The following is an 18,289-nucleotide window of genomic DNA, read 5'->3' on the forward strand; positions in this document are numbered from 1 at the left end:
ACCAAATGTTTGTCTATGATGGAAAAGCTAAAGGCTGCTCAGGCGAGTACTTTGAGCTCAGGCGAGTACTTTGATAAGTATAGAGACACCATGGAAACAGAGCAGATAGTCAGCATCATCGGTAAGGAGTGTGGTAGCTATAGAACCGGCTTTAAGGTCTGGAAATACTTAACGCTCACTTCTGCTGTAGCCTTTATTGGGAGTGGCATCTATTGTGCGGCAAAACAAAAGTAAAGGCAGTGGTACAGCTTCTTGTTCAAATTATCCCTTTCTGGTTCATCAATCAAGATTATCAGCCCCCAACTCGCCTAAGAGAGGAAGCAGTATAACACTTCTCTTGGTAGGGTTTGGTGCAGGTATCCATCAAACAATTTAATAAATCAAAGCATGAAAAAACTTTTACTCTTACTGTTTCTTCCCTTTACCCTTTGTGCCCAGTCTTATGATGCGCAGCTCGGGGTTGTGCTGAAAGGAAACGAGCTCCGGGAAAAGTTCGCCGAGCCTCCCAGCCGCCTGCAAATGAAGTATGGCTCTACTGCGGGGAAGTTCTCCTTCTTTGACGTGAAGCACAAAGTAGCCTACCAGGGCTTCAGTACCGGGGCCGGCAAGGCCCTGCAGATCGGGGAATTCAAGGACTATGTCAACTTCTCGGAGACCAGGCTCCTGACCTCCGAGATGAAAGTAAGCGAAAACCAGAAAGTCTTCATTCATGGTTTTGTGAGCGCCAGTAGCAAGTTCTATGTGCTCTATTCGGTGAATGACAAGGAGAAGAACAAGGAGTTTGTGTACGTCAATGAGCTTAGTTCCAAAATGAAGGCACTGGGCACCCCGCTGCTGCTGACTACCTTTGATGAGAAGAAGAGCTACAGCTCGCCCATTTACTTCACCTCATCGCCTGATAAAAGGTCCTACGCCATCGTGCGGGAATACACCGACAGGGGCGCGGCGGATCGTATTGAAGTGAAGGCATTTAGTCAGCACTTCGCTGAGCTCTATAAAACTTCTATCGACGTAGCCTCAATGGAGGACCACCTGGTGCTGACAGATGTGGCTATCGCCAACGACAGGAAACTGTACCTCTACGGGCAGGTGGACCCGCGGGCCAAGCGGCTCGTGGTCATGGCCGGGGCAAAGAATAAGGCCATTCCGCTGGTGATGACCTATGATCCGAAAACTCAAAAGACAAAGCAGGTGCAGGTAGGGGAGCCGGGCATCAAGGAGTACTACGACAGCAGGTTCTTCCTCACACCCGACAATGAGCCGGTGGTGGTGTCGGTGTACAACGCCGGCAGAAAAGTGGGCTACCGGGTAAGCCACCTGGAGAAGGAAATGAGCTACAGCGGCCTGCTGACGCCAACGTCGGAGAAAGTAGCCAAAAAGTACGGCGGCAAAGGGCTGTTTCTGAAGGTAAAGGATTTGCAGCGGTTGCACTCGGGGGAGTACATCTTCTCGCTGGAATGCAACTTCATCAAAACCACCAAGTACAGCAGCTACCCTGTTTCGGGGCCTGTCATCTTTGTGGGGCTGGACCAGCAGTGGGAGAGGCTTTGGGAGAACACCCTCTACAAAGGTCAGCTGACGGGGGATGGCAGAGCCAATTCCCACCGCAGCTTTGCCACCAGCTCCGGTCTGCTGGTGATCTACAACGAGCACCGCGAAAACCTGTCGCAGGAGCCATCCGGCGCAAAGGCTAGCAATTTAGCCAAACAGCAGCAGGCGATGCCCGTGGCACTTGAGATTAATGCATAAAGAGAAATGAAGCGCTATCCGCTGTACCAAAAGACAAGCCTGCTGGGTTTACGCTGGACATGAACCACTTCATAGAAATCGAGAAGGGGCAATACCAGTTTAAGGTCTTCAGAAACCCTAGACTTGGCCAGTACGAAACGGCTTATGGGAAGCTGGAGCTGAACTAGGAGTCATGTGCGCATTTTCTGAGCGGGAATGCCCCCTAGACTTGTGACTTAAAGTGTCTATAGAAATGGAGGCAAGGAAAGGGTGTCACTCATCTGATTGTCTTTCGCTGCCACTACTACTGCTATGCTGTTAAGATGTAGGAAACCCGGAGGCGTTTTCCACATCTTAACAGCATTTTTGTTAGGTGCTGCGCTTTGCAGGTGTTTTGTATATGCTACCTGTTCTCGTCCTGCATGAGCCAGCTGGCTGGTCTTTTGTGGAGCTGTATCTCGGCTTTTTCCCTCCAGGAAACAATAATATGAAAAGTTCTAAGTACGGGTCCTGTCTGGTGCCCGAAGAGCTGCAGCACCTGGTTCACCTTATTCAGACGCAGGGTCTCTTTCCCCTGCTCGAGATCTCTTATAAACCAAAGGCACACCCCTGCCTTCATCGTCGATTCTAGTTGTATCAAGTCCGCCCTCTTTCACCTTCCTTTCAGAGTAGATCATGGAAAACCTTGCATGTAGTGCGAAAAGTTTCAGTTAACTCTGTTTTGTACAACGGAACATGTGGGAAAAATGGTAATGAATACCCATCAAACCGAATCTATTCAAGATACAGCAGCAAATCCTTTGCTAAATGATAATATAACTTAATACTAGGATAAAATTGATCTAGTAGAAGAGTTAATTATATAATTCCTTTGAAGTATATAGTAAGTGATAAGTTACTCACTTGGTTTTTTGGCAGCATTATCTAATCTTTTTTGCTTATCACTTGTAGAAACTGCTCTTGAGGAGTGGTAGCCTGTAAATCAATGAGTTTAGTTAAATATCACTTTTTTGTTGAGTACGCTTCACCGTTGGATGCCTTTCGCATCTGTATATCTGCTTTCGGTTACTAATTACTAATAAAAAACATTATATGGAGAGTAAGCTATACCGTAATACGAAGGCTTTCAAAGCCTGTCTTAAGAAGGGAAAAAGTAAAAGTGGGTTCCCGGTTTTACTTTTGGCTGCATGCCTGATACAGAGTCCAGTGCAGGCAAACCTGATAAAGAATACCCTTGTCAACGTCTATGCCTCAGGACCTGCAGGAGAAGCCCCAGTTGAAGCCCCGCTCAAAACATCAGCACTGGGCAGTGAAGCTGCCTCATCACATAATAACAATGGTACTGGTTTATACCAGGCAGTGACTGTGTCAGGTAAGGTAACTGATGAAAAAGGAGAGGGCCTACCGGGAGTAACAATATTACTGAAGGGCACTACCAGAGGCACTGCAACTGGTGCTGATGGAACTTTCAGCTTGTCTGTACCAGAGGCCACCGGTACCTTGGTCATCTCTTTTATTGGGTATCAGACACAGGAGGTGCCGATAAGCAATCGTGCCAGTATAAATGTGTCACTTACGCCTGATATGAAAGCCTTGGAGGAGGTGGTGGTAGTCGGATATGGCCGACAGGAAAAAAGAGATGTTACAGGTTCTATTGCAACGATAAAATCACAGGACATCACGCAGCTGCCGACAGCCTCCTTCGATGCTGCGATTCAGGGCCGTGCCACAGGAGTGCAGGTGGCAGGAGCCAGCGGTGTCCCCGGTGCCCCGGTGCGTGTACTCATCAGAGGAACCAATTCAATCTCTTCCGGCTCAGACCCATTGTACATCGTGGACGGCATGCCGATCTCAAATGACCTGAATGGCTATGGAACAAACAACGGGGCAACTCCCCAAAACCCGATGGCCTCCATCAATCCGAATGATATAGAGTCTGTAGAAGTCTTGAAGGATGCGGCAGCGACTGCAATCTACGGTTCACGGGGATCAAACGGCGTTATTATCATCACAACCAAATCAGGAAAGGGTGGGAAAGGCAGTCTGAATGTTGATTTCTCGCAAGGTATTTCTGATCTGACCCGCACAGCGGAGGATATCGGTTTTGTGAACAGCGCCGAATACTTTGCTCTTATGGACCAGGCTCGTGCTAACTCTGGTTTAAGTCCATTCGATCCTATGCGCAATGTGAACCTATTTCCTAGACCTGATGTGGGGGTGTCGGCAGACCCTATCACACGTGAGCAAGCAGAAAGAACAAATACCGACTGGTTTGACCAGATTCTGCGCACAGGCAGCTTTCGGGATGTCAACGTTTCAGCGACGAGGGGAGGAGACAAGTTTTCGTTCTACACTTCTGCCAACTACCGGGAGGACAAGGGTGTGTTGAAAAACAACAAGTTCGAGCGCTTCTCTGGTCGGGTTAATCTGGATTTTGAGCCTATTAACAACTTACGCACGGGAACAAGGCTCAACTTTGCCTATACCAAAAACAACCGTGCGAAATCCCTTGGTACCGGTATGTCCAATGGTTTCGGGTTCTCGCAGGCTGCAACGCATGCACTTCCATGGTATCCGATCTACCGTTTCGACGATCCCACACAATACTGGAATCCTGTGGCTCCGGTAAACCTCGTGGCTCAAAGCGATCCGGATAATATCCTGGACCAGGTAGACCAGTACCGTGGTATTGGTGGCGTGTGGGCGGAATACACATTGCCATGGGTGAAGGGCTTATCGCTCAGAACAGAAGGTTCTTTCGATATCATACAGGCAAATACCGTGTATTGGGTGTCGCGGGATATCCGCGCGACTACAGCTGACAATGACGGCTCATTTGCCTTGGATAATACAGCAACCATAAAAAATTACAACTATAACCTGTATGGCAACTATGTAAAGGACTTTGGGGAAGATCACAACCTCAGCATCACAGCGGGTACCGAGTCACAGCGTATGTCCAGGTACACCCATAACATGTCGGGCATGAACCTTACCGGTTCCTATCAGCAGCTGGGTAACCCGGGATTACGAACAGGCATGACTGCCGGTTTGGGCGGTGAGCGCTACATCCGGGCATACTTCACGCGTGCCAACTATAAGTTAAAGGATAAGTACCTGTTAGGTGCCAGCCTGCGACGTGATGGGTCCTCTGCCTTCAGCGAAGACCTTCGCTGGGGTAATTTCGCTGCTGTTTCGGCAGGATGGATCATTTCCGAGGAAGAGTTCATGCGATCCCTGTCGCTTATCAACTTCCTCAAACTTAGGGGCAGTTTTGGTCAGACAGGCAATCAAAGCATACCAGGCAATGTGGATGTCATGACCTTCAGAGGGGACAGAAAGTATGGTTACGATGAAGTTGGGGGGAGCTTAGGTACGCAGGTGTCTAACATAGGGGCCGCAGACGTAACCTGGGAAACTACCGACAGCTATGATCTTGGCATTGACTTTGGCCTTGTTCAAAACAGGGTTTCAGGTTCAGTGGTGTATTATCACCGCAATGTCAAGGACCTGCTGCTGCAGGTGCCGTTGCCTCCTTCTGTGCAACCAAGCCAGATATGGGCAAACATCGGGGATATGCAGAACAAAGGTCTTGAGTTTAACCTCACCACCATCAACGTTGATGCCGGAGGATTCCAGTGGACGACAAGTTTTAACATTACGACCAATGCAAACAAGGTGTTGCGCCTGAATCCGCAGGCGGACAAGACCGGTAGCGGCATCCGGGATGGCTATACCCTGACAAAGACAGGTGAGCGCCTTGGTACCTGGTATATGGCAGATTATGCCGGTATTGACCCGGATAAAGGAGTGGAGCTGATTTGGGAACTGGACCAGGAAGAGTTTGCTGCCAGCGGGCAGACTGTTCGGACCGGAAACAAGATTCCTGCAACTATCAATAACTTAAGTAACAACAGGTTCTTCCTTGAAGACAAAACTACCCTGCCAACTTACTTCGGTGGATTTGATAATACCTTTACCTACAAGGGTTTTGATCTCAATGCGCTGTTTACGTTCAGTGGCGGGAACTACCTTTACGATAACTCAGAGAAGGCTACAAGCTATGCCGCCTATGGGCAGATGCTGCTAAGAAAAGATCTAATCGGGAATACATGGACCCATGAAAACCGGAATGCAGCATATCCGGAGCTTCGCTGGGACCACCAGTACCTCTATGACGATGAGGGTAATCCAAGCTCAGGTACCAACTACAACAACGAGCTTCACATCCATAACAAGTATCTGTACAAAGGGGACTACGTTCGCCTGCGCAATCTTCAGCTGGGTTATACTTTCTCAACTGCTGCGACGCAACGATTAAAGATACAGGGGCTTCGGGTGTTTGTGTCCGGCACCAATCTTTTAACATTTACGAAGTTCCAGGGATGGGATCCTGAAGTTGTGACTAACATTGGAAGTGGCCAGTCTGCCAACCTGAACCAGGGCTTTATCAGTTCTAATCTGCCTGTCCCCTCTCTCAGGACTTATACTGCCGGCGTATCCGTTAAATTTTAATGACTTTAATTCAGCTTTATATGAAAAGTATCATAAAGAAAAGGAGCCGTGTGCTGTATGCGGTGGTACTCCTTCTACTATCAGTCAGTTCCTGTAAGGATGATGAGTTTTTCGACCAGACCAACCCACCGGAAACGCCTTGGTTAAATGTCAATGAGTTTGAAAGGGCTGTTATCGGAGGCTATGCCGCTTTGTTGACGGACTACTGGGGAGCCCCTATTAGTAGCCACAATTTTGTCAAGATCATCGGATCAGACGTGACATACTGGATACCCGGCGAGGGGGGCAACATGGATTCTGATGCGATGTATCACCGAAAGACAGACCAGGAAACAGGCTATGCCTCTGGCTTTTTTAGTACCAGTTACAATGTGATCAGCAACGTGAATGCTGCGCTGGACTTTCTGGCCAAAAACAACGGTGATCCTTTCCCGGACGCGTCACAGTCAGATAAAGAAAACAACCTGCCGCGCATAGAAGGGGAACTGCTGTTCCTCAGGGCTGTGACATATCGCTCATTGGCTGCCATTCACTTACCCTGGTACAAACCAGAAGGAGGCAATGACGCGCGTATACTGCCCTTGCGTACTTCCTACCCTACCACGGGGGAAGCTGCGTCCAATTCAAAGATCGGTACGACTGAGGAGATCTGGCAGCTGATTGTCTCGGACCTGAAGAGAGCCAAAGAGCTTTTGCCAGCAAGGTATATTTCCGGAGTTCATCATCCTTCATATCAGTATGGAAGGGCAAACAAGTTTGCTGCCGCAGCTATGCTGGCAAGGGTACACTTCCAGATGGGGAACTGGTCAGAGGCTATGCAGGAGCTTAATTTTGTAATAGATGAAAATGGCGGACAGTATGATCTGAGTGAAGACCCAATCGAGGCCTTTAACAAAGACAATCTGTCACGGGGCAAGGAAGTGATCTGGTACCAGCTTTTTTCTGACCCCAATGATGGAGGGCGTAATTTCCTGCATTATGCCAGTATAAATAAAAGCCATTTTGACGCTACGGGCGGTGGTGGTCCTGCCTCTACCGGAGGCAATAACAGCGTTGCTCCATGGAATGGCTTTACTGTGAGCTATCATGCCCTGGCACGTGTAGGCTGGATGGCAGATCCACTAAACGGAGACTACACCGAGACAGAGGAGGCAAAGAAGGACAAACGGTACCAGCAGCTGTACTACCGGTATGAGGGCTACAAAGGTCCCTTGACGCCGGAGGAAGAGGCGCTCGGTATATGGGAGGCCAGGTTCGAGGATGTGACAACGCCGATGGTCTGGGCCAACAAGTACTATAGAGGAAATGTGGGGATAGAAACCAATGTACCCCTGATACGCCTGGCGGAGATGTACCTTACAAGAGCCATTATCCGCTTCCACCAGGGAGACATAAGCGGTGCAACAGCCGATGTGAACGTCATTCGCGAAAGGGCTGGTCTAGATCCACTCGACTCTGTGACAGAGGAGGATATACACAATGAGCGCATCAAAGAGATGCATCAGGAAGGGGATAGGCTGGATTACCTGCGTGCGCTTCACCTGCCTATACCTCCGGGTGACCGTGATCCCAGCCTGCCCTTTAGTACCATTCAATACCCATACGAAGAGTATACGTGGGCGATTCCGCAGCGGGAAAAAGACCTGAATGCGGGATACAACGGACAGTAAGCTTTCAGAATAGTAGTAGTTTAGGTGAAGGCAGGGATGTACATGAAAGTGTCATCCCTGTACTACTGCCTCCTAAAACCTGTATTTAACACTACGGGTGTTCTGTTTGCTGTTTGTCACCAGCATCAAAGGCAACCATTTTTAGATTCTCGTTTCTTAGCTTAAGTTTAATATGATATCAACATGGCGCATTACGCTTATGGCCTGCATTTTACTATTAGGGGCAGGGGATTTAAGCGCTCAGAAGACCAAGGGAAAACACGTAAAAATAAATAAAGCTGCTTCTGCTTCCGCCTTGGATACAGTTCCCAAGATGGAGTGGTTTAAACAGGCCAAACTAGGCATCTTCATTCATTGGGGTATATATGCCGTCAATGGTATTACGGAGTCATGGTCTTTCTATAACCATGAGATTTCCTACGAGGACTATATGAAACAGCTAACGGGGTTTACCGCTAGTAAATACGATCCGGATGCCTGGGCAACCTTGTTCAGAGAAGCAGGTGCCAAGTATGCTGTATTAACTTCTAAGCATCACGATGGGATGGCACTGTGGGACACGAAGTGGAGTAAGCTGAATGTAGCAGACAGTAGCCCGGCCAAGCGCGATTTGATAGGGCCCTATGTCGATGCTCTCCGGAAGCAGGATCTAAAGGTAGGGCTGTACTTTTCTCATCTGGATTGGTCTCATCCGGACTATCCATCCGTGCGTTCTGTATTGGAAGACGGCAATCACAAGGTGAACCCCTTTGCTTCTCCTCCGGCAGGAAAAGAGGATGCTGACCGTTGGGAAAGCTTCCTTGCCTTTCATCGGGGCCAGTTAAAAGAACTGAGCGAGCGCTACAAGCCTGATATCTTTTGGTTCGATGGGGACTGGGACAGGACTGCGGAGCAGTGGCGATTCAAGGAGCTGCGTCAACAGCTGCACACGTGGGTACCGGGGGTAATCCTGAATGCGCGCATGAAAGGTTACGGCGACTATAAAACCCCTGAGCAGGGGGTGCCGGTAGTGCAGCCTGGGGGACCCTGGGAACTCTGCCTTACCATAAATGATTCCTGGGGCTATCAGGGGGACGATCAGAATTTCAAATCGACGCGTCAGCTCCTGCGCATATTTACCGAGGTGATAGGCATGGGCGGAAATCTCTTGCTGGATGTGGGCCCTAAGGAAGATGGCACTATCCCGGAACCTGAGGCTAAGCGTCTGCGCGAAATGGGCAGGTGGATCAAAAAGCATGAGGAGGCTGTCTATCCAACCATCGCCGGCTTACCCCTAGGGCATTTCTACGGACCCACCACACTTTCACAAGACAAGAAGACGCTGTACTTGTACCAGTATGACATTCCCCGCGACAAAATATACCTGAAAGGGGTGCGTAACAAAATCAAGCAGATAAGGGTGGTTGGCCTACCTGGCCAGGTGGAGTACACACGCAGTGGGGGAGCGGAATGGGTCCATATTCCGGGCATCCTGCTGATAGATGTGCCACAAAACCTGCTGGATGAGTACGTCACTGTCATTGCCGTGGAGCTGGAAGGAGAACTGGACCTGTATCACACTGCCGGTGAAGCTATTGAAGTGAACTGATGAATGACTGTAGGATCTAAAGCTAAAGAGGGATGAGATCAGGTGCTTTTTTAGTTGACTTACTACTGGACATTAGAGCAGAACATATGTTAAAGCAAACTCCTTTAATACTTACAATTTTACTCCTGTGCAGCTGTGTTTTTACCAAGCCCTCCTTTGCGCAGGAGCAGGTAGGACTCTGGATGAAGTTTGATAAAAGCTTCACCAGCCAAAAGGTTTATGATAACCCGCTATATGATGTCGAAAAAATGGAAGTCCACCTCACCTCGCCCTCCGGTAGAAAGAAACAGGTCAATGGCTTCTGGGACGGAGGAGCTTTATGGAGATTTCGTTTTGCACCTGATGAGCTTGGCACCTGGACCTATACCACTGTCTGCTCTGATGAGTCGAACAAAGGACTACATCGGGTAAACGGTTCTTTTACCAGTGTTCCTCATCAGAGCAAACTAGCAATCTATACCAAGGGTAGCATCACCCGCCCCAAAGGTTCTTACCACCTGGCGCATGCCGACGGCACTCCTTTTTTCTATGTGGCGGGCACTGCCTGGAACGGTCCGCTCAAGTCTACGGATGAGGAGTGGTGTACTTACCTGGAGCACCGGGCAAGGAACTACTACAGCGTGATTCAATTCGCTACGACACAATGGCGCGGGGCAGATGCAAACCGTCTGGGGCAGGTGGCCTTCGAAGGCAGCGGAAAGATCAGGATCAACCCTGCGTTCTTCCAACACCTGGACAAGAAGATAGATGAAATCAACAGGTATGGCCTGGTAGCTGCCCCGGTTCTGTTGTGGGCACTACCCTTTGCGGATGGAAGGGAGCTTAACCCAGGTTATTACCTTCCGGATCCGGACGCCATACTGCTGGCCAGGTACCTGGTGGCCCGTTACGGCGGCAATCAGGTGATATGGATCCTGGGCGGTGACGGGCAGTATGAGTACCATTATGAACAACGCTGGAAAAATATCGGGCGCGGGGTGTTTGGGGAACTGCAACATCCTGGAGTCGTGTCACTCCACCCGTATGGCTCTTCCTGGATAGGGGACGAATACGCAAACGAGGAATGGCTCGACATCGTGGGCTACCAGTCCGGGCACAACAACGATGAGAAGACCGTGACGTGGATCACGGAAGGGCCGGTGGTGAAAGGATGGCAACAACTACCGCCCAAAGCCATTATCAACATGGAACCATGCTATGAGGAAATATTCTTCAAGATCGCAGACAGGGATGTAAGGAATGCTTCTTACTGGAGCCTGTTTGCAACACCCGTGGCCGGTATTGCTTATGGAGCGAACGGCATATGGTCTTGGCTGCGGCCAGGGGAGACGATCCTCAACCACGAGGACGCGACCGGTACCCACCCCTGGTATGAAAGCATCAATTTTCAGGGCAGCATGCAGGTGGGGTATCTCTCGGCCTTCTTCCAGCAGTTGGAATGGTGGAGGCTACGGCCAGCCAACGAGTTGCTGGCAATGCAGCCTGGCATAGAGGAGCCGCACCAGTTTGTCTCCCTGCTGAAGGCACCGGATTATAGTACGATCCTGGCCTATATACCGGAGAAGTCCACTGCCAGAATCTTCAACAGGGCCGGTTACACCTATGAGGGGAAGTGGTTCAATCCGGTGAGTAACCGGTATACCAAAGCAAGCTTACTGGTCAAGCAGGGAATAATTGAGGCGAAACCGCCCACAGGAAATGATATGATCCTGGTGTTGAAAAAAAGTAAAAGGCAGGAATAGCAACAACAGGAGATGCAGTACCTCAGAGGTGTTTGCAGCTTGTGCCTCTACCACAAACCAATTAACAAACATTTGAAAAGATACCCAATTGAAGTTAAGCATGAAAAAAACGTTACTCTTACTATCGCTGTTGATCTGCTTTTTTCTTTCATCGGCAGTTTCTGCCCAGAGCCAGCACGAAATCACAATTTCCAATACCTCATTCTTCAGAAACGGTGATCCTTTTCATTATACTGGTATTGGTTTTTTCAATGCCTTGTACAATCCTGCTTTCAACAAAAGCGGAGAGGACCGTGGGCAATGGTTAGACAAATTTAACAAGTATGGCATCAATGTATTACGGGTGTGGGCGCAGTGGGACAACAGCCGTGGGTTTGTGGACGCAGGTCCGGGGGCCACACTCTATATGCCGAATGGGCAGCTGCGTCCACAGCCGTTGGAACGCCTGAAGGCATTGCTGACCGACGCGGACCGCAGAGGGATGGTGGTCCAGTTGGTGCTGTTCTCCCAGGAAACCTCGGAGGCTAATAACAAACTGGCGGCGAAAGGGGCTGATAAAGCCGTAGAGAATATCACACGTGAAATGAAACCTTACCGCAACCTGGTATTTCAGGTATGGAATGAGTCGTCGGAGCGGGTGGAGGATTATTACAAAGCAATCAAGAAGATAGATCCCAAACGCCTTGTGACGAATTCCCCGGGGCCAGGCGGTGACCTGGGAGATCAGAACCAAAACAAGATGCTGGACTTTCTGACGCCCCATACCACCAGGCAGTTTGCCGGCAGGCATTGGGAAATCGCCCCAAAAGAGATTGCCTACTTGCTGGAGCGTTACCAAAAACCAGTAGTTGACGATGAACCGGCCCGGAATGGTACGCCTGACTTTGGTGGTCCCCATGATGGCTCCTCACCCTACGATCATATCCTGCAGATTTACCAGGTATGGCAGCAAGGTGGATACATAACCTACCACCACGATATGTTTCAGAAAAGTTATGGACACCCTTCTATCTCACCTAGCGGTATTCCTGATCCTGAGTTTAACCCATACCACAAACAGGTACTGGAATTTATCTCCATGCAGGATCGCTACCGCCCGGAGTCGGAGAAGTCAGAACCGGTAGAATAATACAACGTCCCTCTACCAGCCTTAGGACTCCTGGAGCTTTGGGGGAGCTATGCCACCATAACTTGGCACGGAGGAAAAAGATTGTTTCAGGGGCTGAAGAGATTACGCTTTTTGATCAGAGGCAAAGTTTTAATGCGGCACCAGGGTTATGCCGGAGGACAGCTGTTGGGGCTTGCTTCTGAAGTTTGTTTCAAGTTACCGGGAGTTGCTGCTAAATAAGTTATGCATGATATCTAAATCGATGAAAAGGATTCTTGGTCTGGGACTGTTGTGCATGTGCGTGGCAGGTGAAGCAGAGTCCCAGCAATATGAGGCAAGTTGGGAGTCGCTGGACAAGCGGGAAACTCCTTCCTGGTGGACAGATGCCAAATTTGGGATTTTCATACATTGGGGTCTCTATGCCGTACCTGCTTATGCCCCAGTGGATGAGGTGGAAGGCGTGTATGAAAAGTACGCGGAACACTATGAGAACAGGCTGATTACAAAAAATGAGCTTTTCACAAAACACCACGCCAAATACTTTGGTGAGGACTTCGCCTACCGGGATTTTGCCCCCATGTTCAAGGCTCAGTATTTTGATCCGGACAACTGGGCTGACCTCTTTCAAAAGTCCGGGGCAAAGTATGTGGTGCTAACGTCCAAGCACCACGATGGTTTTTGCCTGTGGCCCAGTAAAGAGAGCCCCCGGTGGAACAGCGTAGCCACAGGGCCGCACCGGGATCTGGCCGGGGATCTGACAGCAGCCGTGCGTGCGAAAGGGCTCCGCATGGGCTTCTACTACTCCCTGCTTGAATGGAGCCATCCGTTGTATGCCGAGGCTACGATAAACAAGTGGGTAGACAGGCATATGATCCCGCAGATGAAAGACCTGGTGACACGCTACAAACCTGAGATAATTTTTTCGGACGGCGAGTGGGACTATACAAGCGATAAGCTGAAGAGTGAGCAATTCTTGGCTTGGCTTTACAATGAGTCTCCTGTTAGAGAGACGGTTGTCGTAAACGACAGGTGGGGAAGCGAAACCCGCAGCAAGCACGGGGGCTATTATACCACAGAGTATGACCTCGTGCATAACACAGAGGGGATCGGTGAGGCAGGTGCACACGCCTGGGAGGAAAGCAGGGGCATAGGCACTTCGTATGGCTATAACCGATTTGAGACCACAGATCACTACTTCACATCCAAGCAACTGATAGATCTGCTTATTGACAAGGTAAGCAACGGTGGTAACCTGTTGCTCAATGTAGGCCCAAGGGCAGATGGCCTCATCCCGGTGATTATGCAGGAGCGCCTGTTGGATATGGGCCAGTGGCTCCAAGTGAATGGGGAGGCCATCTACGGGACAAGCGCTTGGGACAAGCGCCCCCCAAACATGAAAGAGCAAGGCGTATTCTACACGATCAAAGGCAAAGACCTGTATGTTATCTGTACCAGGTGGCCGGATAAGCCGGTGAGGGTGCGTGGGCTGGAGAAAGCCGGGCAAGTGCGTATGTTGGGCACGCAAGCGCGGGCGAAGTCATCGTTCAGAAACGGTGTGCTCACCATTCACCCGCCAGCTCTTCACCCGGGTAATATCCCTGGTAACCATGCCTGGGTGTTCAGAGTGGAATCAATTCAGTAGTACTTATAAAAAACGGGGCGTAAGCTCTTTTGCATTTAACTATGCTCTTACTATTTACGAAGAAAATCAACACGGGCAGTAGGAAAAGATCTGCTTTCTTTTCTTATACATGGTTGTGGGGTATGCTACCTTTTGTTCTTGCCTCATGTGATCATGCATCGCAAGGGAAAGAACAGCAAAGTCCTCCACATGATGCCTACGCCAACGTAGCTCCAGAGGAAAACCGTTTCACGGTGGAAGAGCTGGAAACAAAGCTATATGAGCCGATGCAGCTGGCGGTAATGCCTGGTGGAGAGGTGTTGTATATCGAACGTAGAGGGGTGCTGCGCCTATATGATCCCGCTAAAAATGCCACCCGTACCATTGGGGAAATCAATGTGTTCAAAGAACATGAAGATGGTTTGCTGGGATTAGCCATAGATCCCCATTTTGAAAAAAATAAATGGATCTATCTGTTTTACTCCCCGGCAGGGGATGAACCTGTTCAGCGTGTTTCCCGGTTTACCCTGGAGCAAAACAGCCTGAACCTTTCTAGTGAGCGGGTTATCCTGCGCATACCTGTTGAGAGGCAATGTTGCCATTCTGCCGGTTCGCTGGAGTTTGGTGCTGACGGTAATCTCTACATCGGGGTGGGGGATAACTCCACATCTTTTGAGTCGGACGGTTACGCACCTATCGATGAGAGGCCTGGCAAGTTGATCAATGATGCCCAGCGAACAGCAGCCAATACAAATGATTTGAGAGGGAAAATTTTGCGCATCCGTCCACTGCCGGACGGCACCTACAGCATACCGGATGGTAATCTTTTTCCGAAAAACGGGTCTGAAGGACGGCCGGAAATATATACGATGGGAAACCGCAACCCTTTCCGGGTATCTGTTGATGCTAAAACCGGTTACGTCTACTGGGGAGAAGTAGGACCCGATGCAGGAAAGGATAACGAGCTGCGGGGACCAAAGGGGTATGATGAAGTTAACCAGGCCAAAAAGCCAGGCAATTTTGGCTGGCCACACTTTGTGGCGGATAACAAGCCTTACCGCATCTTTGATTTCAGGAACAATGCTTCGGGAGGTCCCTTTGTGGCGGAGGCACCGGTTAACAAATCACCTAATAACACCGGAAAGCAGGCATTACCCCCGGCTCAGAAAGCCATGATCTATTATCCTTATGATGAGTCCCCGGAGTTCCCGATGGTAGGAGACGGAGGGCGCAACGCAATGGCGGGGCCAGTCTTTTACCGAGATCATTTTTCTGCCAATACCCAGACGTTCCCTGGCTACTTTGATGGAAAACTATTCATTTACGACTGGATGCGGGAGTGGGTCATGACAGTCAATGTGCAAGATGACACTATCAAGCTGGAGCGTTTTCTTCCTTCCACTCATTTTGCCCATCCTATAGATATGGAGTTCGGTCCTGACGGCGCTTTATACGTGCTGGAGTACGGCACCTACTGGCACGCCAACAACGACGACTCCAAACTGATCCGCATTCAGTTTCACCCCAACAACCGGAAGCCCGTCGCCCGTGCCTCCGCTAACAAAGTTGCAGGTGCGGTGCCCTTGACAGTTAGCTTCTCCTCCGAAGGCACCATGGATTATGATGCAGGCGATGAGGTGCGTTATGCCTGGACCTTTGAGGGCGAACAGGTGCAGTCCCGGGAGAGTGCTCCTTCCTATACGTTTACAAAGCCAGGAATTTATCAGGTAAAGCTAACAGTAAAGGATAAGGAAGGGTACAGCGATGAAGTCAAGCTAGAGGTACAAGCCGGAAATGAGCCGCCGCTCGTCAGTATTCGGACAGATAATAACCGCTCTTTCTATTGGGATAACCATTCTTTTCGCTACGAGGTGACAGTAGAGGACCGGGAAGATGGTACTATTGTGGCAGGCGCTGCCCAGGAAAATGACGTGAAAGTGTCTTTTGACTATCTAGCGGAAGGCTATGATCTCGTTCAAACCGCCCTGGGGCAGGATCTTAGGGGCATTAAGGCTAATCTGAAAGGGAAAACGCTGGTTGAAGGGAGCGACTGTAAATCCTGCCATGCCCTGAACAGTAAATCTGTAGGCCCGAGCTACTTGGAGGTAGCCAGGCGCTACAAAGGGAAGAACAGCCAGGCTGCGCTGGCTGCAAAGATTATGAAGGGTGGATCTGGCAACTGGGGGGAAATACCCATGGCTGCGCATCCGCAGCTGTCTCAGGAGGAGGCAAAGGAAATGGTGGAGTACATACTGGGGCTGGCGGAAACAAAGGGTGACCTGGAGCTTCTGCCTCTGAAAGGAAGGCTTGCCACCGACCGGCATAAGGGTAAAGAGGGGACTTATTTCCTGACTGCCAGTTATACCGACAAAGGCAACAAAGGTATGGCTCCTATTACTGCACGGCAAGTGCTTACATGGCGACATCCGGAAGTAGATCCCTCTACCTGCGATGAGAGCCGCGGAGTGATGATCCGCAGAGACATTGGGCATGTAAGGTTTACGGAAAACCGCTCCCACATTGTATTCCGAGGCGTAGACCTGACAGGTGTTGCCGGATATAGTGTACTGGTGGTGCCAACACAGGTGAACGCTGTTCTAGAGCTTCACACCGGATCGCCTTCTGGTCCCATCATAAGTAAGACCGCCATACCTGCCAGTTTAAAAGTAGGTAGCTATGATACCGGGGTAACACCTACAGAAGGAATACATAACCTTTACTTTGTGCTACGAGCGGATCGAAAAGAAGAAATTGGCATCTGGAACACGCTGGACATTAGTAAAGTGTCGTTCAGGCGCGAAGCAATGCATCAGAAAGTGCAGCCAGTAAATCGTGCCCTAAAATGAAAAAGACGAGCCACAAAGCCACCGCCTATGCTTAAGCAAACCTGATTTTACCCCTTTCGCAGCCTAATAGGCTGTCGATTCCTTGAATATCAAACAGCCGTGCATATGGCTATAACAGGCTTTTTAAAGGCTTCAGCAAGACATTAGTAAAACCTTCAAGTCAACCTTAAATTATATTTGCCATGAACTCAAGACGGGATTTTTTAAAGAAGTCCGCCCTTGCCTTTGCCTCCTTGACCATTGTGCCGCGCTTTGTGCTGGGGGGCAGGGGGTACGTGGCCCCCAGCGACCAGCTCACCAAGGGCGTGATCGGGGTGGGGTCGATGGGCCGCAACCACTTCCCCTACGGCGATACCCGCGTGGTGGCCGTCTGCGATGTGGACCAAAACCACCTAAAGACGGCGGTGGACATGCTGGGCAAAGGCGTGAAGACCTTCACCGACTACCGGGAGCTGATCCAGCTGCCGGAGGTAGACATCGTGCACATTGCCACCCCGCCGCACTGGCACGGCATTATGGCCGCCGATGCGGCCCGGGCAGGGAAGGACATCTGGTGCGAGAAGCCGATGACTCGCACCATCGGGGAGGGCAAGCGCGTGGTGGAGGCCGTGCAGCAGCATGGGCGCATCTTCCGCCTCAACACCTGGTTCCGCTTCGATGATGTCTTTTACGGCATGGGCACCACTGTGAAACCAATTAAGAAGCTGGTGGACAGCGGCCTGCTCGGCTGGCCGCTGAAAGTGACCGTAGGCCGCGGCACCGGCTACGACTGGAAGTTCTACTGGGTGGGCAAGACCAACCTGGACCCGGTGCCGGTGCCGAAGGAGCTGGACTACAACAGGTGGCTGGGCCCGGCCCCTTACAAGCCCTACAACCCGCACCGCGTGCACGGCACCTTCCGCGGCTACTGGGACTACGACGGCGGCGGCCTCGGCGACATGGGCCAGCACTACATGGACCCCATCCAGTACTTCCTGGGCAAGGACAGCACCAGCCCGGTGTCCGTGGAGATCGATGCGCCGCAGCAGCACACCGATGCCGTGGGCACCTGGCGCAGGATCACCTATACCTATGAGGACGGCTGCCAGATCATCCTGGACGGTGAGGGGAAGGAGGAAAATATCCCCTACATCGAAGGGCCCAACGGGAAACTCTACCCCGGCTTCCGCTCCGACATCCCTGACCTCCGGCGGAAACTGGCCGCCTTCCCGGACCCCGAGCCGCAGGTGACAGACTTTGTGCAGGCCGTGAAGAACCGCCAGAAGTTCGCGCTGAACGAGGAGAATGGGCACCGGTCCTGCACGCTGGTGAACATGGGTCTGGCGGCCCTGCGTCTGGGGCGCTCCCTCAGGTTTGATCCCGTGAAGCAAAAATTTATAGATGATGAAGGCGCTAACCGCCTGGTATACCAGCCCATGCGCTCCGACTGGACGCTGGCGTAGCTGTTACATAAAACTCAAAAGCATTCTTG

11 protein-coding genes are annotated in these 18,289 nt (G+C 50.7%); 10 read left to right on the top strand and 1 reads right to left on the bottom strand.

What is annotated here, in order from left to right; genetic code table 11:
• The first annotated feature begins 15 nt into the window (after window positions 1-15).
• Window positions 16-234 carry a hypothetical protein gene (locus OO017_RS06065; protein WP_266051569.1) on the top strand — a complete coding sequence of 73 codons (219 nt, stop codon included), beginning with the start codon at window positions 16-18 and terminating at the stop codon, window positions 232-234.
• A 153-nt stretch (window positions 235-387) separates the two neighbouring features.
• The gene (locus OO017_RS06070) at window positions 388-1,749 is read left to right on the top strand and encodes a hypothetical protein (protein WP_266051570.1); all 1,362 of its coding nucleotides are present in this window, start codon (window positions 388-390) and stop codon (window positions 1,747-1,749) included.
• A 382-nt stretch (window positions 1,750-2,131) separates the two neighbouring features.
• Here OO017_RS06070 and OO017_RS20070 read toward each other — a convergent pair whose 3' ends face one another.
• Entirely contained in the window at window positions 2,132-2,368 is a 237-nt protein-coding gene (locus OO017_RS20070; protein WP_439651297.1) for a helix-turn-helix domain-containing protein, read from the bottom strand.
• A 452-nt stretch (window positions 2,369-2,820) separates the two neighbouring features.
• Here OO017_RS20070 and OO017_RS06080 point away from each other — a divergent pair, with 452 nt between their 5' ends.
• The 8 genes from OO017_RS06080 (at window position 2,821) to OO017_RS06115 (ending at window position 18,260) form a co-directional block, all read left to right on the top strand.
• Complete coding sequence (locus OO017_RS06080; protein WP_266051572.1) at window positions 2,821-6,243, top strand: SusC/RagA family TonB-linked outer membrane protein; 3,423 nt, start codon at window positions 2,821-2,823, stop codon at window positions 6,241-6,243.
• 20 nt (window positions 6,244-6,263) lie between these two features.
• Window positions 6,264-7,913: a RagB/SusD family nutrient uptake outer membrane protein gene (locus OO017_RS06085; RefSeq protein ID WP_266051573.1), complete on the top strand. Its 1,650-nt coding sequence runs from the start codon at window positions 6,264-6,266 to the stop codon at window positions 7,911-7,913.
• 268 nt (window positions 7,914-8,181) lie between these two features.
• Entirely contained in the window at window positions 8,182-9,501 is a 1,320-nt protein-coding gene (locus OO017_RS06090) for an alpha-L-fucosidase (protein ID WP_439651301.1), read from the top strand.
• 182 nt (window positions 9,502-9,683) lie between these two features.
• Window positions 9,684-11,243, top strand: a complete 1,560-nt coding sequence (locus tag OO017_RS06095; protein WP_369426416.1) for a glycoside hydrolase family 140 protein — start codon at window positions 9,684-9,686, stop codon at window positions 11,241-11,243.
• 100 nt (window positions 11,244-11,343) lie between these two features.
• A complete protein-coding gene (locus OO017_RS06100; RefSeq protein WP_266051574.1) occupies window positions 11,344-12,372 on the top strand; it encodes a cellulase family glycosylhydrolase in 1,029 nt (342 codons plus the stop codon).
• Between the two features lie 241 nt (window positions 12,373-12,613).
• Entirely contained in the window at window positions 12,614-13,993 is a 1,380-nt protein-coding gene (locus OO017_RS06105) for an alpha-L-fucosidase (RefSeq protein ID WP_266051575.1), read from the top strand.
• Between the two features lie 122 nt (window positions 13,994-14,115).
• Window positions 14,116-16,818, top strand: a complete 2,703-nt coding sequence (locus OO017_RS06110; RefSeq protein WP_266051576.1) for a PQQ-dependent sugar dehydrogenase — start codon at window positions 14,116-14,118, stop codon at window positions 16,816-16,818.
• 182 nt (window positions 16,819-17,000) lie between these two features.
• Window positions 17,001-18,260, top strand: coding sequence for a Gfo/Idh/MocA family oxidoreductase (locus OO017_RS06115; protein WP_266051577.1), 1,260 nt, complete (start codon window positions 17,001-17,003; stop codon window positions 18,258-18,260).
• The last annotated feature ends 29 nt before the right edge of the window (window positions 18,261-18,289 follow it).

Origin of the sequence: Pontibacter anaerobius (assembly GCF_026241195.1) — a bacterium.
In the GTDB taxonomy this organism is placed as follows: domain Bacteria; phylum Bacteroidota; class Bacteroidia; order Cytophagales; family Hymenobacteraceae; genus Pontibacter; species Pontibacter anaerobius.